Origin of the sequence: Pseudomonas atagonensis (assembly GCF_011369485.1) — a bacterium.
GTDB classification, from domain to species: domain Bacteria; phylum Pseudomonadota; class Gammaproteobacteria; order Pseudomonadales; family Pseudomonadaceae; genus Aquipseudomonas; species Aquipseudomonas atagonensis.
The window spans coordinates 54,536-79,909 of sequence record NZ_VXCA01000003.1; the positions used below are offsets into that span (position 1 = coordinate 54,536).

General features: G+C 59.3%; 22 protein-coding genes and 4 tRNA genes. 6 read left to right on the forward strand and 20 right to left on the reverse strand.

Annotated features, from left to right (window positions below):
• Nucleotides 1-160: 160 nt before the first annotated feature.
• From F2P67_RS01425 to rluD, 7 genes are all read right to left on the reverse strand, one after another.
• Nucleotides 161-237 (reverse strand) — tRNA-Pro (locus F2P67_RS01425).
• Between the two features lie 97 nt (nt 238-334).
• Nucleotides 335-410, reverse strand: a tRNA-Lys gene (locus tag F2P67_RS01430).
• Between the two features lie 5 nt (nt 411-415).
• Nucleotides 416-492 (reverse strand) — tRNA-Pro (locus tag F2P67_RS01435).
• Between the two features lie 9 nt (nt 493-501).
• Nucleotides 502-577, reverse strand: a tRNA-Asn gene (locus tag F2P67_RS01440).
• 295 nt (nt 578-872) lie between these two features.
• Nucleotides 873-3,437 carry an ATP-dependent chaperone ClpB gene (gene clpB, locus F2P67_RS01445; RefSeq protein ID WP_166216458.1) on the reverse strand — a complete coding sequence of 855 codons (2,565 nt, stop codon included), beginning with the start codon at nt 3,435-3,437 and terminating at the stop codon, nt 873-875.
• Nucleotides 3,438-3,567: 130 nt separating this feature from the next.
• Nucleotides 3,568-4,290 carry a peptidoglycan editing factor PgeF gene (gene pgeF / locus F2P67_RS01450; RefSeq protein ID WP_166216461.1) on the reverse strand — a complete coding sequence of 241 codons (723 nt, stop codon included), beginning with the start codon at nt 4,288-4,290 and terminating at the stop codon, nt 3,568-3,570.
• The gene (gene rluD, locus F2P67_RS01455) at nt 4,287-5,249 is read right to left on the reverse strand and encodes a 23S rRNA pseudouridine(1911/1915/1917) synthase RluD (RefSeq protein WP_166216463.1); all 963 of its coding nucleotides are present in this window, start codon (nt 5,247-5,249) and stop codon (nt 4,287-4,289) included. Before rluD ends, pgeF begins: the two co-directional genes overlap by 4 nt.
• 150 nt (nt 5,250-5,399) lie before the next feature.
• Here rluD and F2P67_RS01460 point away from each other — a divergent pair, with 150 nt between their 5' ends.
• The 4 genes from F2P67_RS01460 to F2P67_RS01475 all read left to right on the forward strand — a co-directional run bounded on the left by F2P67_RS01460 (nt 5,400) and on the right by F2P67_RS01475 (nt 9,704).
• A complete protein-coding gene (locus F2P67_RS01460; RefSeq protein ID WP_166216466.1) occupies nt 5,400-6,413 on the forward strand; it encodes an outer membrane protein assembly factor BamD in 1,014 nt (337 codons plus the stop codon).
• A 126-nt stretch (nt 6,414-6,539) separates the two neighbouring features.
• Nucleotides 6,540-6,782, forward strand: coding sequence for a PP0621 family protein (locus tag F2P67_RS27690; protein WP_166216468.1), 243 nt, complete (start codon nt 6,540-6,542; stop codon nt 6,780-6,782).
• On the forward strand, nt 6,772-8,361 hold the full coding sequence (locus F2P67_RS01470; RefSeq protein WP_166216471.1) for an ATP-binding protein: 1,590 nt from the start codon (nt 6,772-6,774) through the stop codon (nt 8,359-8,361). Before F2P67_RS27690 ends, F2P67_RS01470 begins: the two co-directional genes overlap by 11 nt.
• On the forward strand, nt 8,358-9,704 hold the full coding sequence (locus tag F2P67_RS01475; RefSeq protein WP_166216473.1) for a sigma-54-dependent transcriptional regulator: 1,347 nt from the start codon (nt 8,358-8,360) through the stop codon (nt 9,702-9,704). The genes F2P67_RS01470 and F2P67_RS01475 overlap by 4 nt, the downstream gene beginning before the upstream one ends.
• 130 nt (nt 9,705-9,834) lie before the next feature.
• Here F2P67_RS01475 and thiO read toward each other — a convergent pair whose 3' ends face one another.
• The 7 genes from thiO to F2P67_RS01510 are packed head-to-tail and all read right to left on the reverse strand — an operon-like array spanning nt 9,835 to nt 16,599.
• Nucleotides 9,835-10,935 carry a glycine oxidase ThiO gene (gene thiO, locus F2P67_RS01480; protein ID WP_166216476.1) on the reverse strand — a complete coding sequence of 367 codons (1,101 nt, stop codon included), beginning with the start codon at nt 10,933-10,935 and terminating at the stop codon, nt 9,835-9,837.
• Nucleotides 10,936-10,992: 57 nt separating this feature from the next.
• Nucleotides 10,993-11,394: a type IV pilin protein gene (locus F2P67_RS01485; protein ID WP_166216478.1), complete on the reverse strand. Its 402-nt coding sequence runs from the start codon at nt 11,392-11,394 to the stop codon at nt 10,993-10,995.
• Between the two features lie 15 nt (nt 11,395-11,409).
• The gene (locus tag F2P67_RS01490; protein WP_166216481.1) at nt 11,410-14,493 is read right to left on the reverse strand and encodes a pilus assembly protein; all 3,084 of its coding nucleotides are present in this window, start codon (nt 14,491-14,493) and stop codon (nt 11,410-11,412) included.
• On the reverse strand, nt 14,480-14,959 hold the full coding sequence (locus F2P67_RS01495; protein ID WP_166216483.1) for a pilus assembly PilX family protein: 480 nt from the start codon (nt 14,957-14,959) through the stop codon (nt 14,480-14,482). The genes F2P67_RS01490 and F2P67_RS01495 overlap by 14 nt, the downstream gene beginning before the upstream one ends.
• Before the next feature lie 10 nt (nt 14,960-14,969).
• The gene (locus F2P67_RS01500; protein ID WP_166216486.1) at nt 14,970-15,683 is read right to left on the reverse strand and encodes a PilW family protein; all 714 of its coding nucleotides are present in this window, start codon (nt 15,681-15,683) and stop codon (nt 14,970-14,972) included.
• Nucleotides 15,680-16,129 (reverse strand): type IV pilus modification protein PilV, encoded by a 450-nt coding sequence (gene pilV, locus F2P67_RS01505; protein ID WP_166216488.1) that lies wholly within the window; start codon nt 16,127-16,129, stop codon nt 15,680-15,682. Before pilV ends, F2P67_RS01500 begins: the two co-directional genes overlap by 4 nt.
• Complete coding sequence (locus F2P67_RS01510; RefSeq protein WP_166216491.1) at nt 16,126-16,599, reverse strand: GspH/FimT family pseudopilin; 474 nt, start codon at nt 16,597-16,599, stop codon at nt 16,126-16,128. Before F2P67_RS01510 ends, pilV begins: the two co-directional genes overlap by 4 nt.
• A gap of 130 nt (nt 16,600-16,729) precedes the next feature.
• Here F2P67_RS01510 and F2P67_RS01515 point away from each other — a divergent pair, with 130 nt between their 5' ends.
• A complete protein-coding gene (locus F2P67_RS01515; RefSeq protein ID WP_166216493.1) occupies nt 16,730-17,284 on the forward strand; it encodes a GspH/FimT family pseudopilin in 555 nt (184 codons plus the stop codon).
• On the opposite strand, the gene ispH is transcribed toward F2P67_RS01515, so the two are convergent.
• The 6 genes from ispH to murJ form a co-directional block, all read right to left on the reverse strand.
• Nucleotides 17,256-18,200, reverse strand: a complete 945-nt coding sequence (ispH, locus tag F2P67_RS01520) for a 4-hydroxy-3-methylbut-2-enyl diphosphate reductase (protein ID WP_166216495.1) — start codon at nt 18,198-18,200, stop codon at nt 17,256-17,258. The two genes, F2P67_RS01515 and ispH, sit on opposite strands and share 29 nt — an antisense overlap.
• A 205-nt stretch (nt 18,201-18,405) precedes the next feature.
• Nucleotides 18,406-18,843: an FKBP-type peptidyl-prolyl cis-trans isomerase gene (gene fkpB, locus F2P67_RS01525; protein ID WP_178120899.1), complete on the reverse strand. Its 438-nt coding sequence runs from the start codon at nt 18,841-18,843 to the stop codon at nt 18,406-18,408.
• Between the two features lie 7 nt (nt 18,844-18,850).
• Nucleotides 18,851-19,363, reverse strand: a complete 513-nt coding sequence (lspA, locus tag F2P67_RS01530; protein ID WP_053123968.1) for a signal peptidase II — start codon at nt 19,361-19,363, stop codon at nt 18,851-18,853.
• Nucleotides 19,356-22,187, reverse strand: a complete 2,832-nt coding sequence (gene ileS, locus F2P67_RS01535; RefSeq protein ID WP_166216501.1) for an isoleucine--tRNA ligase — start codon at nt 22,185-22,187, stop codon at nt 19,356-19,358. Before ileS ends, lspA begins: the two co-directional genes overlap by 8 nt.
• 13 nt (nt 22,188-22,200) lie before the next feature.
• Nucleotides 22,201-23,139, reverse strand: coding sequence for a bifunctional riboflavin kinase/FAD synthetase (ribF, locus tag F2P67_RS01540; protein WP_042561145.1), 939 nt, complete (start codon nt 23,137-23,139; stop codon nt 22,201-22,203).
• A gap of 129 nt (nt 23,140-23,268) precedes the next feature.
• Nucleotides 23,269-24,807, reverse strand: coding sequence for a murein biosynthesis integral membrane protein MurJ (gene murJ, locus F2P67_RS01545; RefSeq protein ID WP_166216503.1), 1,539 nt, complete (start codon nt 24,805-24,807; stop codon nt 23,269-23,271).
• A 252-nt stretch (nt 24,808-25,059) separates the two neighbouring features.
• Here murJ and rpsT point away from each other — a divergent pair, with 252 nt between their 5' ends.
• Nucleotides 25,060-25,332 (forward strand): 30S ribosomal protein S20, encoded by a 273-nt coding sequence (rpsT, locus tag F2P67_RS01550; RefSeq protein WP_166216506.1) that lies wholly within the window; start codon nt 25,060-25,062, stop codon nt 25,330-25,332.
• Nucleotides 25,333-25,374: the final 42 nt, after the last annotated feature.

Below are 25,374 nucleotides of genomic sequence, written 5' to 3' on the forward strand. Positions count from 1 at the left end.
AAAGCCCTTATTCTTGTATTGGCCAGATTCAAGGGGCGAAGCAGTGGCAGTCCCCCTCGTGTTAGCGGGCTATCGGCAAGTTGTACGATGACTTGAAGAGAATCGTCTTTTCGGCGGGCAAAAAAAATCCCCGTATCTTTCGATACGAGGATTTTTAATATGGTCGGGGTAAGGGGATTCGAACTCCTGACATCCTGCTCCCAAAGCAGGCGCGCTACCGGACTGCGCTATACCCCGGTAAAAAAAAGGCGACCTTTCAAAGATCGCCTTCTTCGATCAGCGCTTTTGGCCTCTGATCTTAAGATTCGATCCCAGCGCTAACTGGTTTCAAAAATGGTGGGTCGTGTGGGATTCGAACCTACGACCAATTGGTTAAAAGCCAACTGCTCTACCAACTGAGCTAACGACCCAAAAATGGTCGGGGTAAGGGGATTCGAACTCCTGACATCCTGCTCCCAAAGCAGGCGCGCTACCGGACTGCGCTATACCCCGGCTTGAAATTGGCTCCGTGACCAGGACTCGAACCTGGGACCCAATGATTAACAGTCATTTGCTCTACCGACTGAGCTATCACGGAACTACATATTTCAATTTACAACGGTGAAACTTACAGCTCTTAGACTTCGTTCGCATCGCTGCGTTCGTGTGTCTGAGGCGCGCTATTCTACAACCTAGATCACCTCTGTCAACCCCCTAAATTGCTTTCAAGTTAATGATTTGCAACTTATTTCAGATTTCCGCTCAGTGAGCTGAAACCTTGTGGGTGACTGACTGCGGGGCGCACTTTACAAGCCTTTTCCTTTGAGTTCAACAGCCTAACGAAAAAAAGGCCCCACAATGTGGGGCCTTCCTTATTTCATTGCCGCTTTGGCTCAGTTGAAAACGATTTCGTCGTTCTCGACAGTGCCGGTGGCGGTATCGCCGGGCATGAAATGACCCGACAGGATCAATTGTGCCAGCGGGTTTTCGATCCAGCGCTGAATCGCCCGTTTCAAAGGACGTGCGCCATAGACCGGGTCGTAACCGACAGCAATCAGCTTGTCCATCGCTTCCGGACTCAGCTCCAGCTTCAGCTCGCGCTCGGCCAGACGTGTGCGCAGACGGCCCAACTGGATTTCGGTAATGCCCGCAATCTGATCCCGCGCCAAAGGCTCGAAGATCACCACTTCGTCGACCCGGTTGATGAATTCCGGGCGGAAGTGCGAAGTCAGCGCATCCATTACCGCTGCACGCTGGGCTTCACGATCACCGACCAGTTCCTGGATCTGCACCGACCCCAGGTTCGAGGTCATGACGATCACGGTATTGCGGAAGTCCACCGTACGGCCATGGCTGTCGGTCAGGCGACCATCCTCCAGCACTTGCAGCAAGATGTTGAACACATCCGGATGCGCCTTCTCGACTTCGTCCAGCAGGATCACCGAGTAAGGCTTGCGCCGTACCGCTTCGGTCAGATAACCGCCCTCCTCGTAACCGACGTATCCCGGCGGCGCACCGATCAGGCGAGCCACGGAATGTTTCTCCATGAACTCGGACATGTCGATTCGTACCATCGCCTCTTCGGTATCGAAAAGGAACTCGGCCAACGCCTTGCACAGCTCGGTTTTACCGACACCGGTCGGGCCGAGGAACATGAAAGAACCGCTCGGACGATTCGGGTCGGACAACCCGGCACGCGAACGCCGTACTGCGTTAGCCACAGCCACTACCGCCTCGTCCTGGCCGATTACGCGCTGGTGCAACAGGCTTTCCATCTTCATCAGCTTGTCGCGCTCGCCTTCGAGCATTTTCGACACCGGAATGCCGGTCCACTTCGACACGACTTCAGCGATTTCTTCTTCAGTTACCTTGCTGCGCAGCAACTGATTTTCGCTCTTGCCGTGCTGGTCGACCATTTGCAGGCTGCGTTCCAGATCCGGGATCACCCCGTACTGCAACTCGGCCATGCGGTTGAGGTCGCCTTTGCGGCGCGCCGCTTCGAGCTCCTGACGCGACTGTTCGATCTTCTGCTGAATCTGTGCAGAACCCTGTACCTCGGCTTTTTCCGAGTTCCAGATTTCTTCCAGATCCGAGTACTCACGCTCGTGACGCTCGATTTCTTCCTGGAGTTTTTCCAGACGTTTCTTCGCCGCGTCGTCGCTTTCTTTCTTCAGTGCCTGGGATTCCACCTTCAACTGAATCAGGCGACGCTCCAGACGATCCAGCACTTCCGGCTTGGAGTCGATTTCCATGCGGATACGGCTGGCAGCTTCGTCGATCAGGTCGATGGCCTTGTCCGGCAACTGCCGGTCAGTGATGTAGCGATGACTGAGCTTGGCCGCCGCGATAATCGCGCCGTCGGTGATCGCCACCTTGTGGTGAACCTCGTAACGCTCCTTGAGGCCACGCAGGATGGCGATGGTGTCTTCCTCGCTCGGCTCATCCACCAGCACTTTCTGGAAGCGTCGTTCGAGCGCCGCGTCCTTCTCTATATATTGGCGGTACTCGTTGAGCGTGGTCGCGCCGACGCAGTGCAACTCACCGCGAGCCAGTGCAGGCTTGAGCATGTTGCCGGCGTCCATCGAACCTTCGCCCTTGCCAGCGCCGACCATGGTGTGCAGTTCGTCGATGAACAGAATGATCTGCCCTTCCTGCTTCGACAGCTCGTTGAGCAGCGATTTCAGGCGCTCTTCGAACTCACCGCGATACTTGGCACCGGCAATCAGCGCGCCCATGTCCAGCGACAGCAGACGTTTGCCCTTGAGGCCGTCCGGTACTTCGCCGTTGATGATGCGCTGGGCCAGACCTTCGGCGATGGCGGTTTTACCCACGCCAGGCTCACCGATCAGCACCGGGTTGTTTTTGGTGCGGCGTTGCAGAACCTGAATGGTGCGACGGATTTCGTCGTCACGGCCGATCACCGGATCGAGCTTGCCGTCTTCGGCGCGCTTGGTCAGGTCCACGGTGTATTTATCCAGCGCCTGCCGCGACTCTTCGTGGTTGGCGTCATTCACCGCTTCGCCGCCACGCAGGTTGTTGATCGCGTTTTCCAGAGCTTTTTTACTCACGCCCTGGCCGAGCAGCAACTTGCCGAGCTTGCTGTTCTCGTCCATCGCCGCGAGCAGCACCAGTTCGCTGGAAATGAACTGGTCGCCCTTCTGCTGGGCCAGACGATCAGCCTGATTGAGCAGGCGCGCCAGGTCCTGCGACATGTTGACGTCGCCGGTCGGGTTCTGGATTTTCGGTAATTGGTCGAGCTCTTTGGTCAGCTCTTTTCGCAAGCTGTTGACGTCGAAGCCTACCTGCATCAGCAGAGGTTTGATCGAACCACCCTGCTGCTCAAGCATGGCTTGCATCAAGTGCGCCGGCTCGATGGCCGGATGATCGTGGCCGACTGCCAACGACTGGGCGTCGGACAAGGCCAACTGTAATTTGCTGGTTAAACGGTCTATTCGCATAAGTCACCTTCCTTTTGAGCAGGCCGGACCTAAAAACCATCCTGAATAAAGAAACCTGCCAGATACCGCTATAGATGCGGTCGATTCTGGAAGATTCAAGCGTCAGAGGTGTGATGCAGATCAGGCAAGTCTAGCGGGTGAGCCAAACCAGGGAGGCGAAGCGACCGGTGCGTGACGCACGGCGGTAGGAAAAGAAGCGCGGATCGGTCACTGTGCAGAAACCGCCGCCATAAACCGCTGTGACACCACGGGCGGCCAGACGCAGGCGCGCCAGCAAATAGATGTCAGCCATGAACTTGCCAGCATTGCTGCTCGGTACAAAGGCATCGGCTGCTTCGGGCAATTGATTGATGAAGACTTCCCGAACTTCCGGGCCGACTTCAAAGGCTTGCGGGCCGATGGCCGGACCGAGCCAGACCAGCACCTCTTCAGCCGGAACATCAAGTGTGTCGAGCGTCGCTTCAAGCACACCTGCTGCCAAACCGCGCCAACCGGCGTGAGCTGCCGCTACACGGGTGCCAGCACGGTCGCAGAACAATGCTGGCAAGCAATCCGCCGTCATCGCCGCACAGGCAATTCCGGGGGTAGCCGTCCAACTGGCGTCGGCGGTCGCAACAATGCCCGGATCAGCATGCGCCACGGCAATCCCGTGCACTTGCTGCAGCCAGGCAGGCTTTATAGAGAAGTGATCAGTCAGACGCCGACGGTTCTCGGCGACGTCTTGCGGGCGATCATCAACATGATCGCCCAGATTGAGACTGTCGAACGGCGCCTCGCTGACACCACCCTCGCGGGTGGTGACACAGGCCCTGACGCTGGCCGGCGCAGGCCAGTCCGGCGTCAGCCAGCTCATCCGACGAAAGCCTCGCGATCCTGCTTGAGCAGGGTCAGCAGCCAGACGAAATCTTCCGGCAGCGGCGATTCCCAGCTCATGCGCTGACCGCTTGTCGGGTGATCCAGCTCAAGGAACCGAGCGTGCAGCGCCTGCCGCGGGAAGTTCTTGAGGGTTTCGACCATGTTCAGGTTCGCCGCCGGCGGAATACGGAAGCGACCGCCGTATGCCGGATCGCCGACCAACGGGAAGTTGATGTGCGCCATGTGCACGCGGATCTGGTGAGTACGGCCGGTTTCCAGTTTCACCCGTACGTGGGTGTGCGAACGGAAACGCTCCAGCACGCGGTAGTGGCTGACGGCAGGCTTGCCGCCCTCCATCACCGCCATGCGCTGGCGCTGCTGGCCGTGACGACCGATCGGCGCGTTGATCTTGCCGCCGGCAGTCACCACGCCGATCACGATGCACTCGTAGATCCGGCTGACACTGCGGCTCTGCAACTGGGCCACCAGCTGCGTCTGCGCCTGAATGGTCTTGGCCACCACCATCAGACCGGTCGTGTCCTTGTCCAGGCGATGCACGATGCCGGCGCGCGGGACATTGATAATGTCCGGCACATGGTGCAGCAAGGCGTTGAGCAAGGTGCCATCAGCGTGACCGGCAGCCGGGTGCACCACCAGGCCCGCAGGCTTGTTGATGACCAGGATGTCGTCGTCTTCATAGACGATGTCGAGCTCGATGTCCTGGGCGATCCACTCGCCCTGGGCCTCCTGCTCGGCAGTCAGCTCAAGAATGGCACCGCCATGCACAATGTCGCGCGGGCGGATGACCGCCCCGTCCACAGTCAGGCGACCTTCTTTGATCCAGGCGGAAAGGCGCGAGCGTGAGTGCTCAGCGAAGAGTTGGGCGGCGACTTGATCGAGGCGTTGGCCGCCCAAATCGGACGGCACCTCTGCGCGAAGTTCAATTTTATCGGACATGCTCTGACTGGCGTCGGCACAGCTTTTGGTTTCGGCTGCGCGCTTGTGGTTAAATACGGCGTCTTTTGCCCCGAGGCTTTTCAACGGGGCGCTCATCATAACAGGACGGCCCCGCCCAAGACAGCGGCCGTCATAGGGACGCAAGCCGCCATGCAAGTGAAACACCTGCTGCTGATCGCCATCCTCGCATTGACCGCTGCTTGCTCATCGAAGGAAGTCGTAGACGAAAACCTCAGCGAAGCCGAGCTGTATCAGCAGGCTCAGACTGACCTGGACAACAACAGCTACACCAGCGCCACCGCCAAGCTGAAGGCTCTGGAGTCGCGTTATCCGTTCGGTCGCTACGCCGATCAGGCGCAGCTGGAACTGATCTACGCCAACTACAAGAACTCGGAGCCGGAAGCTGCAAAGTCCGCCGCTGAGCGCTTCATTCGTCTGCACCCACAGCATCCGAACGTCGATTACGCGTACTACCTCAAGGGTCTGACCTCTTTCGACCAGGACGTCGGCCTGCTGGCGCGCTTTCTGCCGCTGGACATGACCAAGCGTGACCCGGGCGCCGCGCGCGACTCGTACAACGAGTTCGCCCAGCTGACCAGCCGCTACCCGAACAGCCGCTACGCGCCGGACGCCAAGCAGCGCATGATTTACCTGCGCAACCTGCTGGCGGCCTACGAAATCCACGTGGCCGACTACTACCTGACCCGACAGGCTTACGTCGCCGCCGCGAACCGTGGCCGTTACGTGGTGGAAAACTTCCAGGAAACCCCATCGGTCGGCGACGGCCTGGCGGTCATGACTGAAGCCTATCAGCGTCTGCACCTGGACGATCTGGCGGCCACCAGTCTGGAAACCCTGAAGCTCAACTACCCGAACCACCCGAGCCTGCAAGACGGCCAGTTCGTGCCACGGGTTGCCGAAGCCGACAACCGTTCGTTCCTGAGCAAGGCGACGTTGGGTCTGATCGAATCGCGCCCACCGCTGCCGCCGGGAGAAACCCGCGCCAATCAGGACGTGCAGAAACAGTTCCAGGACGCGAAAGACGCGATCCCGAACGAGCTCAAGCCTAAAGACGAGAACGGCGACGTGATCGAAGAGCCGGAGCCTGAGTCCACCAGCGACCGTTCGTGGTTCAGCTACATGACCTTCGGCGTGTTCGACTGATCACACCGCAAGTACAGAAAAGGGAGATCTTCGGATCTCCCTTTTGCATTACCGCGCTTTAATTGACTGTGCGCTGCTCGGGACCTTGGCTAAACTGCCGGATCATCAGTCGAAAAGCCGCTCATCATGCTTCGTTTATTGTTCTGGATCGCCGTGATCTTCGCCGCAATATGGCTGTGGCGTAAATTCAAGGCGCCCGCCTCCTCCAACCCATCCTCCCGAGCCCCTCGCGAACAGGATGCACCGCCCATGGTGCGTTGCGCCCATTGCGGCGTGCACTTGCCGCGTGATCGCGCACTAAGCGTTCAACAACAATGGTATTGCAGCCAGGCTCACCTCGAGCAAGGCCCGGGTGCAAGTGATCGCTGAGGCCACCCACGCCGACAGCAAACAGGCCCAGCGACTGCTGCGCCTCTATCATCTCTACCGTTTAAGTGTCGGCATCACCCTGGTGCTGTTGATCTCCAGCAATATGGACAACCGCCTGCTGATGTCGGCCGACGACGATCTGCTGCGCAGCGGCAGTTGGCTGTATCTGGTGCTCAACATCCTGCTGGTGGTGTTCCTCGAGAACACCCGACGCCCCGCTCAACTGTTCAGTCTGGCGCTGGTCGATGTCTTGCTGCTGTGCGGCCTGTTTTACGCGGCGGGCGGTGTCGGCAGTGCGCTTGGCAACTTGCTGATCGTTTCGGTGGCCATCAGCAATACCTTGCTGCGCCGACGCATCGGCCTGCTGATTGCCGCCATCGGCGCCCTCGGCATTGTCGGCTTGAGTTTTCTGCTGAGTTTCAGTCATCCCCTCAGTGCCAACGAATACCTGCAGGCCGGCACCCTCGGCGCACTGTGTTTTGCCGCCTCGCTACTGGTGCAAGGGTTGATCCGGCGCCTGGAAGTCAGCGAAACCCTGGCCGAGCAACGCGCCAGCGAAGTGGTCGGTCTCGAAGCCCTGAACGCGCTGATCCTGCAACGCATGCGCACCGGCATTCTGGTGATCGACGAACGACGCCGGGTGCAACTGGCCAACCACAGCGCCCAGACGCTGCTGGCGCAAACGCATTTGCAGGGCCACCTGATCGACGACTATTCGTCGGCACTGGTCGATCGCCTGCAATTGTGGATGAACAATCCGACCCTGCGCCCACAGAGCCTGAAGATCCCCGGCAACGGTCTGGAACTGCAACCGAGCTTTATTGCGCTCGAACAGAGCCCGAATCAGCAGACCCTGATCTTTCTTGAAGACCTCGCCCAGATCGCCCAACAGGCCCAGCAGCTCAAACTGGCGGCGCTTGGACGTCTGACCGCCGGCATCTCCCACGAGATTCGCAATCCATTGGGCGCCATCAGTCACGCCGCGCAGCTATTGGGCGAATCCGAGGAACTCGACAACGCGGATCGACGTCTGACGCAGATCATTCAAGACCATTCCCAGCGCATGAACCGAGTCATTGAAAACGTCCTGCAACTGTCCCGCCGTCAGCAAAGCGCACCGCAACGGCTGGACCTCAAGCCGTGGCTGGAAAACTTCGTCGCCGAAAGCCGTGAACAGGCCAGTGAGCGCCAGCAGATTCATCTGCGCATTGATTCAGGCGACTTCACCACCCTGATGGATCCCAACCAGCTCACACAGATCCTCGACAACCTCCTGCGCAACGGCTGGCGCCATAGCGCCCTGCTACACGACCGCGCTGAAGTCTGGCTGGCCCTTTTCATCGACGCCGATAGTCAATTGGCGGTGCTTGAAGTGCAAGACAACGGCCCCGGCGTTCCGATCGAAGAGCAGCCGCATTTGTTCGAGCCGTTCTTCACCACCAGCAGTCAAGGCACCGGCCTTGGGCTTTATCTGTCCCGTGAGCTGTGCGAAAGCAACCAGGCGCGCCTAGACTTCAAACCACGCCAAGGCGGCGGCTGCTTTCGCATCACCTTTGCTCACGGACGGAAACAAAGTTGAACACGAGCCCACGGCAAAAAATCCTCATCGTCGACGACGAACCGGACATCCGCGAACTCCTGGAAATCACCCTCGGGCGGATGAAGCTCGAGACTTTCAGCGCACGCAATCTGACCGAAGCCCAGACGCTGTTGCACCGCGAGACGTTCGACCTGTGCCTGACCGACATGCGCCTGCCCGACGGCACCGGGCTTGAACTGGTGCAGCACATCCAGCAACGTTATCCACAATTGCCGGTGGCGATGATCACCGCTTATGGCAGCCTCGAAACCGCGATCAACGCGCTGAAGGCCGGGGCATTCGACTTCCTTACCAAACCGGTGGACCTGAGCCGTCTGCGCGAACTGGTCGCCGCCGCTCTGCGCATGCCAGTAGCAGGTGGCGTATCGAGCTCGATTGATCGGCGCCTGCTGGGCAACTCGCTGCCGATGCGCAATCTGCGCAAACAAATCGACAAACTCGCCCGCAGTCAGGCGCCGGTGTACATCAGCGGCGAATCCGGCAGCGGTAAAGAGTTGGTTGCGCGGCTGATTCACGAGCAAGGCCCGCGCGCCAGCCAGGCATTTGTGCCAGTGAACTGCGGGGCGATTCCGTCGGAGCTGATGGAAAGCGAGTTTTTCGGTCACCGTAAAGGCAGTTTTACCGGCGCCGTCGAGGACAAACCGGGGCTGTTTCAGGCTGCGCAGGGCGGTACGTTGTTTCTCGATGAAGTGGCGGACTTGCCGCTGTCGATGCAGGTAAAACTGCTGCGGGCGATTCAGGAGAAAGCCGTGCGCAGCGTCGGCGGCCAGCAGGAAACCGTGGTCGACGTGCGGATTCTTTGCGCAACCCACAAGGATCTCGAAGCCGAGGTGGCCGCCGAACGCTTCCGTCAGGATCTGTATTACCGGCTCAACGTCATCGAACTGCGCGTACCCCCACTGCGTGAGCGACGCGACGACATTGAAGTGCTCGCCACGCACATGCTCAAGCGCTTGGCCAGCGGCACCGGCCAACCGGCGGCGCGCCTGCACCCGCAGGCACTTGAGGCACTGAAGGGCTACCGTTTTCCGGGCAATGTGCGCGAACTTGAGAACGTCCTCGAACGCGCCCACACGCTGTGTGAAAACCACTTGATCGAGGCGCTGGACTTGCGGCTCAGTGAGGGTAATTGCGCGGCCGAGGGCGGTATCGCCGACCTCACGCAGATCGACAACCTTGAGGATTATCTGGAGAACGTCGAACGCAAACTGATTTTGCAAGCTCTGGAGGAAACCCGCTGGAACCGAACGGCGGCGGCGCAGCGCTTGAGTTTGTCGTTTCGCTCAATGCGTTATCGTTTGAAGAAACTCGGTCTGGACTGATGGCCTCTTCGCGAGCAAGCCCGCTCCCACACTTGATCCAGGTGAACACAAGTTTGTCAGCAACTCAGATCAAATGTGGGAGCGGGCTTGTTCGCGAATGCGGTCGGCCAGCCACCCAAGAAACAACTGACTAAATGCGCCCTTCCGGAGCATAAGGCGCCGGATCAATAATCGGCTCCCGCCCTAGCATCACATCCGCAAACAACTGGCACGACGCCGGCGCGAGTACCAAACCATTACGGTAATGGCCGCAGTTCAGCCACAACCCTTCGTGTCCCGGCACACGGCCAATGTACGGAATCCCTTCCGGCGATCCCGGGCGCAATCCGGCCCAATGCCCGACCACCTCGGCCTCCGCCAGCGCCGGAATCAGCTCCACCGCCGACGCCTTGAGACTTTCCAGTGCCACGTCGGTCGGCGTCTTGTCGTAGCCTTCGTGCTCCAGCGTACTGCCGATCAGAATGTGCCCATCGCGACGCGGAATCGCATAACGCCCCTTGGCCAGCACCATGCTCGGCAAAAAGTCCGCTGCACATTTGTAGAGAATCATCTGGCCTTTGACCGGCTCGACCGGCAACGTCAGGTTCAGCGTCTTGAGCAGATCACCGCTCCATGCACCCGCTGTCAGTACGACCTGATCGCCAGTGATCACGCCGGTCGAGGTCTGAACGCCAATCACCCGCTCACCCTGGCGAACAAAACCGCTGACTTCGCAGTGTTCGTGAATGGTTACGTTCGGCAGTGCCAGCAACGCCGCTTTCAGCGATTTCACCAGACGCGGATTACGCACGTTGGCCACATCGGCCATGTAGATTGCGCGCGAAAAACCACTGCCCAGCACTGGCACGGCATCGTGCGCCGCCGAGATATCCACAGCGCGCAACGGACGATTTTCACGCTTGGCCCAGCCGAGCGCTTCGGCTTCGTCATCCAGATCCAGCCAATACAGGCCAGTGGTGTGCACTTCAGGATCAACCCCGGTATCGGCAAACAGGCGCTCGCCGAGCTGTGGATAAAAATCCTGCGACCAGTGCGCCAGCGCCGTTACGGCCGGGCTGTAGCGCCAGGGGTACAACGGCGAAACGATACCACCACCCGCCCAGGATGATTCCTGCCCGACGTTCGAGCGGTCGAGCAGCACCACGCTGCCCACTTCGGAAGCAAGATTGTAGGCGGTCAGCAGGCCAATCACCCCGCCACCGACAATCACTACTTGCTGTTGCCTGGTCATGTTTGATCCAACCGTAAAAAAGACAGAGGGCGCAAAAGGCGCCCGAAAGAAAGCGCCTCAGCGGCCCCAGCAATCCTTGGTGGTGAGCCCGGTGGTCGCGTTGTTCATGCTTCTGACACCGGTATTGGTCAGGGTGAAATCCCCGCACTTGTCGGTGGCCATGGCCGAGCCCGTCTTGCGGGTAGCCGTCAGCAGGAAAGTCTGGTCGGTGATCGTCGGGGTGATGGTGTAGTAGTCAGTGCCCGCGCTCAGACCGGTGATGCCGGTGTAGAGATTGTTTTTGGTGTAGAACCGTTCGAGCGTCTGCGCCTGTTCCGACAGCAACGACACCACCTCGGCACGACGGCCCTTCTTCACATATTCAGTGAGGCTGGGAGCAGCGATGGTGATGATGATCCCGATGATCGCAACTACGATCATGATCTCGATCAGGGTGAAGCCTCGGTTGAATCTGCGCATGCCTCAAACTCTCACTTACTGTATTTGTCGCCACATGATACGACGGCTGCCGCCACCGCCCTTTTCCACCAGTGTTGTGATGTTGCCGCTGGTATCGTTGAATATCTTGCGTGTTGCGCCATTGACGATGGCGTTCAGGGTTGGAATGCCACCAGTGAATATCACACCGCTGGAAATCGTGTCGCTGCTGTCGACCACACCATCCCCGTTAGTATCGAATACCGCGTAGTTGAGCATCTTACCGCTGAACGCATCGACTTCGACCACTTTGCCGGTGCCGAAGCTGGAACAGGGGTCGGTCGTATCGACACTGGCCGTGGTGAAGACGATTCGCCCAAGCACCAGACTGGCCTGGTTGATCACCCGCTCGCCGATCAGCGCGTTGTTGTACACCAATGGCAGATACCAGCCTTTCTCGCCCGGATACGTCGTATCGTTCTGGGACGTCGTCACGAATTGCCCCGTGCTGCCGGAGAACACCCCAGTGATAGCCTGCGCCTGCAGGCTGCTGACGGTGAGCTGGCCCGAACCGCCATCGGCATCCCACACCGAATAGAACGACTGCAAATCCTTGTTGGTTTTGTCAGCGGTTTCGTTGAACTTGCCGGTACCGACGAAAATCTGTTTGCCGCCGAGCGCATTGTCGGCGAGCAGCGGCTGCGCGGTGATCGGTTGCGTTGCCCCGCCCGCCGTGGTGAACAACGGCTTGCCGGAAAACGCCACGCCCCAGCTGTCGGACGACGTCGCGCTCAAATCAAACTTCCACAGCCGTCCTTTCAAGTCGCCACCATAAGCGGCCTGCACTACATTCGACGAATTGACCTTGAGCTTCACCGAAGACAGACCGTTGGTGGTTTCCGTGCTGTCGATGACGATCTTCCTGATCAGCGAACCGTCGCGCACATCCAGCACATACAGCGCTGCCACACCGGAGTTGCTGCCGTAACCATTGGAAATAAACGCCGCCCAACGACCGTCGGCCAAGCGTGCCACTTCCGGACGGGCGTAGGCATAACCCAGATCATTAAAAACGTTGGCGGTGCTGGCGGTCGCCGGCGCACTGACTTCCCACAAAGCCTTGATCACATTGCCCGCAGAAGCATCAAACAACTGTATCCCGTAGAACGATTTACCGCCGGCACCCGTGCCGCCAATGGCCAGGGTCTTCCAGGCTGAGCCGGACTGCGTGTCGAACACCCCGACCTGACCATCCACCAGAAACTTGTGGCTGACCCCGTTGATGTAGTTGGTGTCGGCGATCAGGCGCAGCGACGGCAACACACTGGACGGCATATACGCATAACGCCGGGTACCGTTGGCCGAGTTGATGACGTTGACGAAGCCGTCGTTGGCATTCACCACCAGGCTGGCGTTCATGTTCGCCGCTTTGGTGCTCAGGTAAGAAGTGTAAGTAGTATCGCCCGCGAGATCAGACGCGGTTTTTTCCGTCGGAGATGCCAGCACCAGCGGCGAGTTGATGATGTCGCCCAGCAACACGCTACGCACTTTGAGCCCGCTCTTGTTGGTGCCTTTGCTCCACTCCACCAGATCATTGCCGGTGATGCCGGTCGGCAGCCCCTGGCTCAGCGTGGTCTGCTGCGCGGGGGAAAAGTTAGCGTACGCCAGAGTTACTACGGCGTTATTCAAGGTGTTCCACGATTGGTAAGTCGGCACCGTCGCACCCGGCACAATCGTCGTGTCGGTAGTCCACAGCACCGCCGACGTGTTCACCGCCCCGGCCGAGGTGAAGCCGAACGACTTGATGGTTCCGCGCCAGTCCTTGGGGTCGTAATTGGTCTGGAAGTAACTGGTGCCGCTGGCAAGTGTGGTGCCGCTGGTGACACCACTGCCGCCGGACCCGGCCTTGGACGTAATGTCACTCAGCGCTGAAGACAACGCCGTATTGAGGCCCGCGCTGTCGGTTGCCTGATAGTACCTTCCCTGCCCGTAACTGGCCGCATCCGACAACATGTCGTTGGAGGCGGTGAACCCCACGGTGTAGGTGTTCATGTTCTGCTTGGGGAAATCCACTGCGTTCCAGCTCTTGCCCGCCGCATCGGTGCCGGTCGAGCGCATGTCGATATCAAAGGCGAACTTGGCGATATCGTCCAGGTACAGCGTGTCGCCCTCGCTGTCGCCATTGAGGTTGTTGCCGTCATTGTTCACCCCGTCCCAGTTCGGCAGACGACTGCCGCCCAGCGGATCGTTGCTCGGGAAGGTGCGGTCGTAGGTGGGCAAGCCGTCAGTAATCACCACGCCGTAGTTTTTCTGACAGCGGTACTGGATCGGACTGGTATAGGTGCTCGGCGTGCTGTTGTAGTACGGCGCCATCCCGCGCATGTAGCGGGTGATTTCGTAGTAGGTCTCCGCCAAAGGTGTATTGGCCACCGCACTCAAGCCGTTGATCGAGGCAATCAACGCGTTGTAGTTGGTGTCGGCCTGGGCCTGGGTCACGCTGCCGGAAACCGGTGACAGATCGCTGATGGCGCGGGCGATGTAACCGCCGTTGCCGGAGTTGCTGCTGGTGACCGGGTTGAAGGTCGAGAGCCCCATGCGCAAGGTGCGGTTGCTGGTGACCAGCGCGGTGGAAACGTTGCGTGCGACGTTGATCCGGTAATCGTTGGGAATCGCGCCGGTGGTGAAATCGCGGGTGCCGTTATTGATGGCCAGACTGACCACGTAGGAGATGTAGTCCCCCGAATAACGGGTGTTGCCGCCGCCCACCGGATCCGGCAGTTTCAGACAGAGCGGCGCAATACTGTTGTTGTAAAACGCATAGGCACCGCCAGAGCAGCCTGAGGTCGGCAGGCTCGAGAGAAAAACCGAATCACCGGTGATGGCAGAAGAACTCAGGCACAGCCCGATGACGGCATTGCACTGGCGGGCCGGATTGCGATCCACCGTCGGATCGAAACCCGCTGCATAAATGATGCTGTTCATACTCCCCGAATCATCGATCAGCAGCATCACGTTCGGTGCTACGGCGGCCGCACTCAACAGCGGTGAATCGGATGGCGTGAACGCATACGCCGGGGCTGCCAGATAAAAGCTCAGGAGCATGCCGATCAGCAGCGTCCGGCAGCGATCAATATTTCGCATAGACACTCTCCACCACGCTACGCGAAGTGCCGACGATGCCGACAGCGGTGACTCGGTACAAGGTCGCCGAGGTGTTGCTCGGCACGTTGACGGCAGTGAGTGTCGTGCCAATGTTCTGTACGCCGTAGAAACCGTTGCCGGCGGCTATCCAGGTCACGCCCGACGTTGAGTTGAGCCCCGCCGCACTGACCACCGATGACTCCGCAGGCGGAGCGCATTGCGTGGTACCACTGCAAACCGCGAGGGTGTAGCCATCGAGCTGCACCGCACTCTCCCCTACCCGCAACGCCGCTTCGGCAGTCTGGAACGACTGATTGCGCAAGCTGACGCTGCCGGCCATTTTCTCCTGCAAGTTGGCGCTTTGCATCGACGACAGGCCGATCAATGTCAGCAGCAAAAGAAACACCAGACTGATCAGCAACACCATGCCGCGCTGCGCCTTGCGTTGCTGAAGTGAATGCCTCATCGCCCCGCCCTCACTGCAAGCGGTTGCGCAAAGCGGCAACCACGTTGAAGGTTTGATTGGGAACCCGGTTGTTCGGGTCGTTGAGGGTCAGGCTCAGTCGTACACTGCGAATGCGCGCCGGATCGCTGGGGTTGGCGCTGTAAGTGGACGCCGCGACATCCGTAGCTGAACTGGCGAGGCCAAAGGTAACGTTGAAAGCGTTGACGTTATTGACCAGAACCTGCTGCGCCGGGTTGCCGCTGCCAGTGCCCATCAGAATCTGGTTATTGCTGAAGCTGTAGATCAAACGACGGATCGGGAAGGCAATCTGCCCACTGGCCGGGGCACGCAGCCCGGTGTAAGCCGTTGCACTGTTGCGACAGTCGGAAACCACGGTCCACGTCGGGGTGCCGCCACTGCTGCCGACATCAGCGGTGACCAGCGTCAGCTTGAGGTTGGCGTTGTCCCAATTGATGGGAGTGATCTGCGCGGCGTTGAAATCCCCCGCGCTGCTCGCGTCGGTGATGGTGCCCAGGCAACCGAACATGCCAACCATGCGCAGCTCCTGAATCATTTTGCTCAGCACGAAGCGTGCATCTTCCTGCATCGCCGCCGCGCTGTTCTGACTGACATAGGTGTTTTTCGCGGCAATGAAAATCTGTACCACGCCCAGCACCACAATCAGCCCCAACGCCAGGGTAATCATCAATTCAATCAGGCCGAAACCACGTTGATTGCGCTTCATGGCGTGGCCACCGGATCGACCGCGGCGCGACTGCTCAAGACAAAACTGCGCGGGGCGCTGGCGGTATTGGCCGCTCGCGCATCACTCCAGTTGATGGTGATGGTGTAGACCCGCTGGTTGAGGGTGATGCTGCCGGTGGCCGTGGGGCCGCCGAAACTGACAATGTTGCTGGTGAAATCGTAGAGATCCTGATCACGGGTGACGCTCAGGTTTCCCGAGGTCGGTGGCGTGACGGTGTAATCAGCACCCGAGTTGGCGCGGATGCGGTCCATCATGTCGTAGGCGATGAAACTGGCCTGACTGGTCATTCGCGAGCTGTCGGTGTATTTCAGCGCATTGAGTTGCACCGCCGCTGCCCCAAGCAATCCGACCGTCAGAATCAGCAACGCGACCAGCACCTCGATCAGCGTCATGCCCCGCTGTACGCCTATGCTCCCTGCCCTCATCCGCAACTTCCACCCAATTGAATTCGTCCGTTCAAACACACGTTCAGCGTCCTGCTTTGCGCTCCCAGCGTGTAACTGATGACCACTGCCGTGGCCGGTGCCGCCAGACCGCCAAGATTGTTGAAATCCAGCGCAGTCACACCTGAGGGTAGCGTCAGAGTCGCGCCGCTGCTCATCGCTGGAACAACCCGCAATACATTGGCCGGAGTGCCAGTACTGTCATAGACCGACAATTCCCCCGTCCACACGCTGCCACCCGCCGTGGGCCGCAGGCGCGTGGTCACGCCACGATCAATGGCTTCGAGGCGGGCAAAATTGATTGCCCGTTGCAGGTCGCCCATCTCAGTATCGGCCTTGCTGCCCTGAATCGAGCGGGTGAACGCCGGGACTGCCAGAGTAATCAGGATCAGAAACACCGCGATCGCGATCAACAACTCGATCAGCGTGAAACCTTTTGTACGATGATCCATCGATGCCCTCCGTTGCCGTCGGCTATACCTGCTTCTACACGCTAGAACATTCAGCCGACCTGTGTCGGTTGATTTGCCCTGCCCGGCGCACGGATCGCGCCAGTCACGTCACTCCATGGAGGGAGTTTTCATGTCGCAACAAGGTTTCAGTCTGATTGAACTGCTTATGGGACTGGCGATTGGCGCAATTGTTCTGCTGCTGGTCAGTCCGGCGTTTGCCACGCTTACCGAGTCCAATCATCGCGATCAGGCTGCGCAGTCGATGCTTGAGGGCATTCGCAAGGCGCGCACGCTGGCCATCACGCACAACCAGAGTGTGATGATTTACGGGATCAATGGAGACTGGAGCCAGGGCTGGCGGATCATTCTGGACATCAGTGGCGAGGGCGCGCAGGACAAAAACAACCCACTGCTGGTGGAACGGGCGAGTGATGCGCGAGTGCCGATTGCCGGCAATTGGCTGGTGAGTCGTTACGTGCGATTCAGCAGTCTTGGGCAACCGCTGATGCCCGGGCGGGCCTTTCAGGCAGGCACGCTGCATATTTGCTCAAAGCACGAACCGGTCAGCCAGCGGCAAATCGTGCTGGCCGCGACCGGTCGCGTGCGCCTGGCCAGTGAACAAACTGAACAGGCGCTGTGTCGGCAGGAAAAACGGCTTAAATCGAACGCACGCGCAGTTCTTTAGGCATCGAGAACGTGATGTTCTCTTCACGACCCGCAAGCTCGTCGGCGCCGGTCGCGCCCCAGGCCTGCAACTGCTGAATCACGCCACGCACCAGCACTTCCGGCGCCGAGGCACCGGCGGTGATGCCAATACGTTCAACGCCATCGAACCAGTTCTTTTGCAGGTCTTCGGCGCCGTCAATCAGATAGGCCGGAGTGGCCATACGCTCCGCCAGTTCACGCAAGCGGTTGGAGTTGGAACTGTTCGGGCTGCCGACCACCAGCACCACGTCGCACTCGTCGGCCAATTGCTTGACGGCGTCCTGACGGTTTTGCGTGGCGTAGCAGATGTCGTCCTTGCGCGGGCCACCGATGGCCGGGAAACGTGTACGCAGGGCGTCAATGACACGACTGGTGTCGTCCATCGACAACGTAGTCTGGGTCACGAATGCCAGTTTTTCCGGGTTACGCACGTGCAGTTCGGCGACATCTTTTTCGTCTTCGACGAGGTAGATCGCGCCGCCGTTAGTGGCGTCGTACTGACCCATGGTGCCTTCGACTTCCGGGTGACCGGCGTGGCCGATCAGGATGCATTCACGACCGTCGCGGCTGTATTTCGCGACTTCGATGTGCACCTTGGTCACAAGCGGGCAGGTGGCGTCGAAAACTTTCAGGCCACGACCGGCGGCTTCGGTACGCACGGCTTGCGAGACGCCATGGGCACTGAAGATCACGATGACGTCGTCCGGTACCTGATCCAGTTCTTCGACGAAGATCGCGCCACGACTGCGCAGGTCTTCTACGACAAACTTGTTGTGCACCACTTCGTGGCGTACGTAGATCGGCGGCCCGAACACTTCCAGGGCGCGGTTGACGATTTCGATCGCCCGATCCACGCCGGCGCAGAAGCCACGGGGGTTGGCGAGTTTGATTTGCATGCTGTGCCTCGTGTCTTGCGCGCGAAAACAATGAAAAACCATTGTGGGAGTCAGCTCTCTGTGGCGAGGGGATTTATCCCCGTTCGGCTGCGTCGCAGTCGTCGACCTTTCAGCGCATTCATTCACAATTGCGGTGACTGGTTCGGGGGCGCTTCGCACCCCAACGGGGATAAATCCCCTCGCCAAAAAGGCTCACACCTACATTTTACAGCGCTTTGACGTGGATGATCTCGACGTCAAAGGTCAGCGTCTTGCCCGACAGTGGATGGTTGAAGTCGACGGTCACTTGCGTGTCGTCGAACTCTTTCACCACACCCGGCAGCTCAGTATTGGCCGCATCGTTGAAGATCACCAGCAAACCCGGCGATAGCTCCATGTCGGCAAACTGCGAGCGCGGGATGATCTGTACGTTTTGCGGGTTCGGCTGGCCGAAGGCGTTTTCCGGCTCGACGGTCAGCGTGCGCTTGTCGCCGGCCTTGAAGCCGAACAGCGCCGCTTCGAAGCCGGGCAGCAGGTTGCCGTCGCCGACCTTGAAAGTCGCCGGTGCCTTGTCGAACGTACTGTCGACGGTGTCGCCGTTCTCCAGGCGCAATGCAAAGTGCAAGGTGACTTCCGTGTTCTGGCCGATGCGTTGCTCAGCCAATACCTGTTCAGTCATGAACGGCCTCTTCGGTTTTCTTGGTTTTGAACATATCCAGTGCCAGCATCACCGCGCCAACAGTGATAGCGCTGTCGGCGAAGTTAAATGCCGGGAAGTACCAGCGGTTCTGCCAGTGCACCAGAATGAAATCGATCACATGCCCCAAGGCAATGCGGTCATACAGATTGCCCAGCGCGCCGCCCAGCACCAGCGCCAGTGCGACGGCCAGCCAGGTTTCGTTGCGGCCAAGGCGCTTGAGCCAAACGACCAGCACCGCACTGACAACAATCGCGATCAGGGCGAACAGCCAGCGCTGCCAGCCGGAGCTGTCTGCGAGGAAGCTGAACGCCGCGCCCGTGTTGTAAGCCAGTGTCCAGCTGAAGTAATCAGGAATGATCACGATCTGCTGGAACATTTCGAGCTTGCCTTCGAAGTAGAACTTGCTGGCCTGGTCGATGACCAGAACCAGCAAGCTCAACCACAGCCAGCTCAACCGTCCGAAACGGCCAACGGCATTAGGCATAGTGACGAACCTCGCCGGCGCCGCTGATGTTGTCGACGCAACGACCGCAGATTTCCGGATGTTCCGGATTCACGCCGACGTCTTCACGGCAGTGCCAGCAACGGGCGCACTTCGGGAAGGCGGATTTGACGATCTTCAGCTTCAGGCCGCTGACTTCGGTGGCCACAGCATCGGCAGGAGCCTGCACGAACGGCGCAACAGTGGCAGTCGAGGTGATCAGCACAAAGCGCAGCTCGTTACTCAGCTTGTCCAGGTCGGCGGTCAGGGCGTCTTCAGCGAACAGCGTCACTTCGGCTTGCAGGTTGCCACCGACGGCCTTGGCCGCGCGCTGGATTTCCATCTCTTTGTTGACCGCAACCTTCACTTCCATGATGCGATCCCAGTACTCGCGACCCAGCTCGAAGCCTTCCGGCAACTCGGTCAGGCCTTCATACCAGGTGTTGAGCATCACCGATTCGTTGCGCTCGCCCGGCAGGTACTGCCACAGTTCGTCGGCGGTGAACGCGAGGATCGGCGCGATCCAGCGTACCAGCGCTTCGGAGATGTGGAACAGCGCAGTCTGGCACGAGCGGCGAGCCTTGCTGTCGGCGCCGGTGGTGTACTGACGATCCTTGATGATGTCAAGGTAGAAACCACCCAGCTCCTGCACGCAGAAGTTGTGGATCTTCGAGTAAACGTTCCAGAAACGGTATTCGCCGTAGTGCTCTTGCAACTCGCGTTGCAGCAGCAGGGTGCGATCCACTGCCCAGCGATCCAGCGCCAGCATGTCTTCGGCCGGCAGCAGGTCAGTGGCCGGGTTGAAACCGGTCAGGTTGGAAAGCAGGAAGCGCGCGGTGTTACGGATACGACGGTAGGCGTCCGCGCTGCGCTGCAGGATCTGCTCGGACACGGCCATTTCGCCGGAATAGTCAGTCGAGGCGACCCACAGACGCATGATGTCGGCGCCCAGAGTATCGTTGACTTTCTGCGGCGCGATCACGTTGCCCAGCGACTTGGACATCTTGCGACCGGACTCGTCGACGGTGAAGCCGTGGGTCAGCAGTTCGCGGTACGGCGCGTGGTTGTCGATGGCGCAGCCGGTCAGCAAAGACGAGTGGAACCAGCCACGGTGCTGGTCGGAACCTTCCAGGTACAGATCGGCACGCGGGCCGGTCTCGTGGCCCATCGGGTGCGAGCCGCGCAGGACGTGCCAATGCGTGGTGCCCGAATCAAACCAGACGTCGAGGGTGTCGCTGATCTTGTCGTACTGCGGCGCTTCATCGCCCAACAGTTCGGCGGCGTCGAGTTTGAACCAGGCTTCGATGCCTTCGACTTCAACGCGCTTGGCGACTTCTTCCATCAGCTCAACGGTGCGTGGATGCAACTCACCGCTTTCCTTGTTCAGGAAGAACGGGATCGGCACGCCCCAGTTGCGCTGACGCGAAATGCACCAGTCCGGACGGTTGGCGATCATCGAGTGCAGGCGCGCCTGGCCCCAGGCCGGAACGAACTTGGTGTCTTCGATGGCTTTAAGCGAGCGCACGCGCAGGGTGTCGCCGCTGACCGGCTCTTTGTCCATGCCGATGAACCACTGCGCGGTGGCGCGGTAGATCAGCGGGGTCTTGTGGCGCCAGCAGTGCATGTAGCTGTGCTCGATGACGGTGGTGTGCATCAGCGCACCGACTTCGGTCAGCTTGTCGACGATGGCCGGGTTGGCCTTCCAGATGAACTGACCGCCAAAGAATTCCAGCGACGGCGCGTAAACGCCGTTGCTCTGCACCGGGTTGAGGATGTCGTCGTTGACCATGCCGTACTTCTTGCAGGTCACGAAGTCGTCCACGCCGTAGGCCGGAGCGGAGTGAACCACGCCAGTGCCGGCGCCCAGTTCCACGTAGTCAGCCAGGTATACCGGCGACAGACGGTCATAGAACGGGTGACGGAAGTTGATCAGCTCGAGTTCTTTACCGGTGGTGGTCGCGATCACCGAACCTTCAACGCCGTAACGCGCCAGACAGGCTTCGACCAGCTCTTCAGCCAGCACCAGCAGCTTGTCGCCGATGTCGACCAGCGCATAGTTGAATTCAGGGTGAACGTTGAGCGCCTGGTTGGCCGGGATGGTCCACGGGGTGGTGGTCCAGATCACGATGGCGGCCGGTTTTGTTAACGACGGCAGACCGAAGGCGGCAGCCAGTTTGGCTTCGTCAGCGATCGGGAAGGCTACGTCGATGGTCGAGGACTTTTTGTTCTCGTACTCGACTTCCGCTTCGGCCAGGGCCGAACCGCAGTCGAAGCACCAGTTCACAGGCTTGAGGCCTTTGAAGACGAAACCGCCCTTGACGATTTCAGCGAGGGCGCGGATTTCCCCGGCCTCGTTCTTGAAATCCATGGTCTTGTAAGGATTGGCAAAGTCGCCCAGCACGCCGAGACGGATGAATTCGGTCTTCTGACCTTCGATCTGCTCGGTGGCGTAGGCACGACACAGTTCGCGGGTCTTGTCCGCGCCCAGGTTCTTGCCGTGGGTCACTTCAACCTTGTGCTCGATCGGCAGGCCGTGGCAGTCCCAACCCGGAACGTACGGCGCGTCGAAGCCCGACAGGGTCTTCGAGCGGATGATCATGTCCTTAAGAATCTTGTTCAGTGCGTGACCGATGTGGATCGTACCGTTGGCGTACGGAGGGCCGTCGTGCAGGACGAACTTCGGACGATCCTTGCCAATCTCGCGCAACTTTCCGTACAGGCCAATACTGTCCCAGCGCTGCAGGATCTGCGGTTCGCGCTGTGGCAGGCCGGCCTTCATTGGGAAGGCGGTGTCCGGAAGGTTAAGCGTGGCTTTATAGTCGGTCATTTAAGGCTCTTCATTAGCGATGGGCGCTAGGTGCGGCTAGTGCACGGGCGGTGGCGACATCCGCATTGATCGCCGTTTTCAATGCCTCCAGAGAGGCGAAGCGCTGCTCTTCACGCAGCTTTTGGTGGAAAACCACCGTCAAACGCCGGTCATACAGATCGCCGGCAAAATCTAAAAGATGCACTTCAAGGTGGGCTTTGCCATCACCTTGCACCGTGGGCCGCACGCCGATATTGGCGACGCCGGGCCAGGTCTTGCCGTCGATATCGACATCCACCAGGTAAACCCCGGTGAACGGCACGCGACGGCGTTTCAGTTGAATGTTGGCAGTGGGCGTACCCAGTTGCCGGGCCAGTTTCTGGCCGTGCAGCACGCGACCGGCGATGCGGTACGGCCGGCCCAGCAGGCGTTCGGCCAAGGCAAAGTCGGCGGCGGCCAACGCGTTGCGCACTTGCGTACTGCTGACGCGAATGCCATCCAGCTCGACAGTTTGCGCGGCTTCAACGGTAAAGCCGTGAACCTGTCCGGCCTGCAACAGGAAGTCAAAATCGCCGAGGCGATCGCAACCGAAGCGGAAATCGTCACCGACCTCCAGATGTTGCACACCGAGTCCATCGACGAGGATGGTGTCGACGAATTCACTGGCGCTGAGTTTGCTCAATCGCTGGTTGAAGGCAAGGCACAAGACCCGGTCGACGCCTTCGGCGGCCAGCAATTGCAGTTTGTCACGCAGCCGGGCCAGACGCGCCGGAGCCGTCTCGGGGGCAAAGAATTCCCGTGGCTGCGGTTCGAAAATCACCACGCAGCTGGGTACGCCCAACTCAAGCGCACGCTCACGCAGTCGGGCCAGGATAGCCTGGTGACCACGGTGAACACCGTCAAAGTTGCCAATAGTGGCGACGCAGCCCCGATGCTGGGGGCGCAAGTTGTGGAGGCCTCGAACCAGCTGCATAACGCGCTTCTTGCTCATAAAGTGGTCGATTATAACCACACCCGACGGTCGACGACAGGCAACACCGTAACGCAAAGTGATCGAGCCGACAAAACTGCCGGCCCACGCCTGTTTATAAAGGGTAAAACCTCAGCTCAAGGCCTTGCGATTGAAGTCACGCAGGCGAAATCCGAGCAGCAGCAACATACCGAAATACGCCACCACGCCAGCAACGACCAAGGCGCCCAGGCGCAAGAAGCGCTCAAGCATGTGCCCTTGATCCCAGGCCGGCATGAAATGCATGCCGATCAGCAGCACGGCCGACATCACTGTCACCGCCACCACCAGTTTGAAACCGAACTTGGCCCAACCCGGTTGCGGTTGATACATCTGCTGTTTGCGTAGTTGGTAGAAAAGCAGCCCGGCGTTCAGGCAGGCACCGGCACTGATCGCCAATGCCAGGCCGGCGTGGGCCAGCGGGCCAATCAACACCAGGTTGAACAGTTGAGTCACTACTAGCGTGAAGATTGCGATTTTTACCGGCGTACGGATGTTCTGTTGCGCATAAAAGCCCGGCGCCAGCACCTTGATCACAATAATCCCGAGCAAGCCGACAGAATAAGCAATCAACGCACGCTGGGTCATCTCGGCGTCGAAGCCACTGAACTGGCCGTACTGGAACAGCGAAACCGTCAGCGGTTCAGCGAGTATCCCTAGCGCCAACGCGCATGGCAGCACCAAAACGAAGCACAGACGCAGACCCCAGTCGAGAATTCGCGAATACTCATGACGATCCTTGCTGGCGTAGGTCTTGGCCAGTGTCGGCAACAGAATCGTACCCAGCGCCACCCCCAGAACGCCGGACGGCAGCTCCATCAGGCGGTCGGCGTAATACATCCACGACACCGAGCCCGCCACCAGGAACGAGGCAAAAATGGTGTTGATGATCAGCGAAATCTGGCTGACCGACACACCTAGGATCGCCGGCAGCATCTGCTTCATCACTCGCCAGACGCCCGTGTCGCGCAGATTCAGGCGTGGCAACACCAGCATGCCGATCTTTTTCAGGTGCGGCAGTTGATAGAGCAGTTGCGCCAAGCCCCCCACCAGTACAGCCCAGCCAAGGGCCATCACCGGCGGATCGAAGTACGGCGTCAGGAACAGTGAAAACACAATCATGCTGACGTTGAGCAGTGTCGGCACGAACGCCGGCACCGAGAAACGGTTCCAGGTATTGAGAATCGCGCCTGCCAGCGAAGACAGGGAGATCAGCAATATATAGGGGAACGTCACTCGCAGCAGATCGGAGGTGAGCTGGAATTTCTCCGGAGTGTCGGTAAAACCGGGCGCGGTGGCCCAGATCACCCACGGCGCGGCGATCATGCCCAACGCGGTTACCACCGCCAGCACAAGGGTCAACAGACCTGAAACGTAGGCAATGAAAGTTCGCGTCGCCTCTTCGCCCTTCTGGCTTTTGTATTCGGCCAGAATCGGTACGAATGCCTGTGAAAACGCACCTTCGGCAAAAATCCGCCGCAACAGATTGGGCAGTTTGAAGGCAATGAAGAAGGCGTCCGTCGCCATTCCGGCGCCGAATGTACGGGCAATCAGCGTGTCACGCACAAACCCCAAAACCCGGGAAAGCATCGTGATAGAGCTGACGGCGGCCAACGATTTGAGCAGATTCATTGAGGGAATGTGTGCCTGTCGATAAACAGCAGGCGAATATAGCGCCCACTTGTGCGATACTCTGCGCCGCAACAGCACAGAGCCAAAGCTCGCGAGTTTACAGGTCACACGCCGGAAAGAAATATCCCGTCGCACCACGCCTACCACTTAGCGGAACGTTTCAAGCGCCCTTGACAAGACTTCTCTTCATCGGCATGATTCGCGGCCTATTTTGTTTGCTATTTCCTAAAAAGTCTTTCGAGGAGCTCGACGGTGGCCAACTCACCTTCCGCCAAAAAACGTGCAAAACAGGCTGAGAAGCGTCGCAGCCACAACGCCAGCCTGCGTTCCATGGTTCGTACCTACATCAAGAATGTAGTTAAAGCCATCGACGCAAAAGACGCTGAAAAAGCTCAAGCTGCATACGTTCTGGCTGTGCCAGTTATCGACCGTATGGCCGATAAAGGCATCATCCACAAGAACAAGGCTGCTCGTCATAAGAGCCGTCTGAATGGCCACGTCAAAGCACTGAAAACTGCTGCTTAATCGACGTAGTCATTAAAAAACCGACCTCAGGGTCGGTTTTTT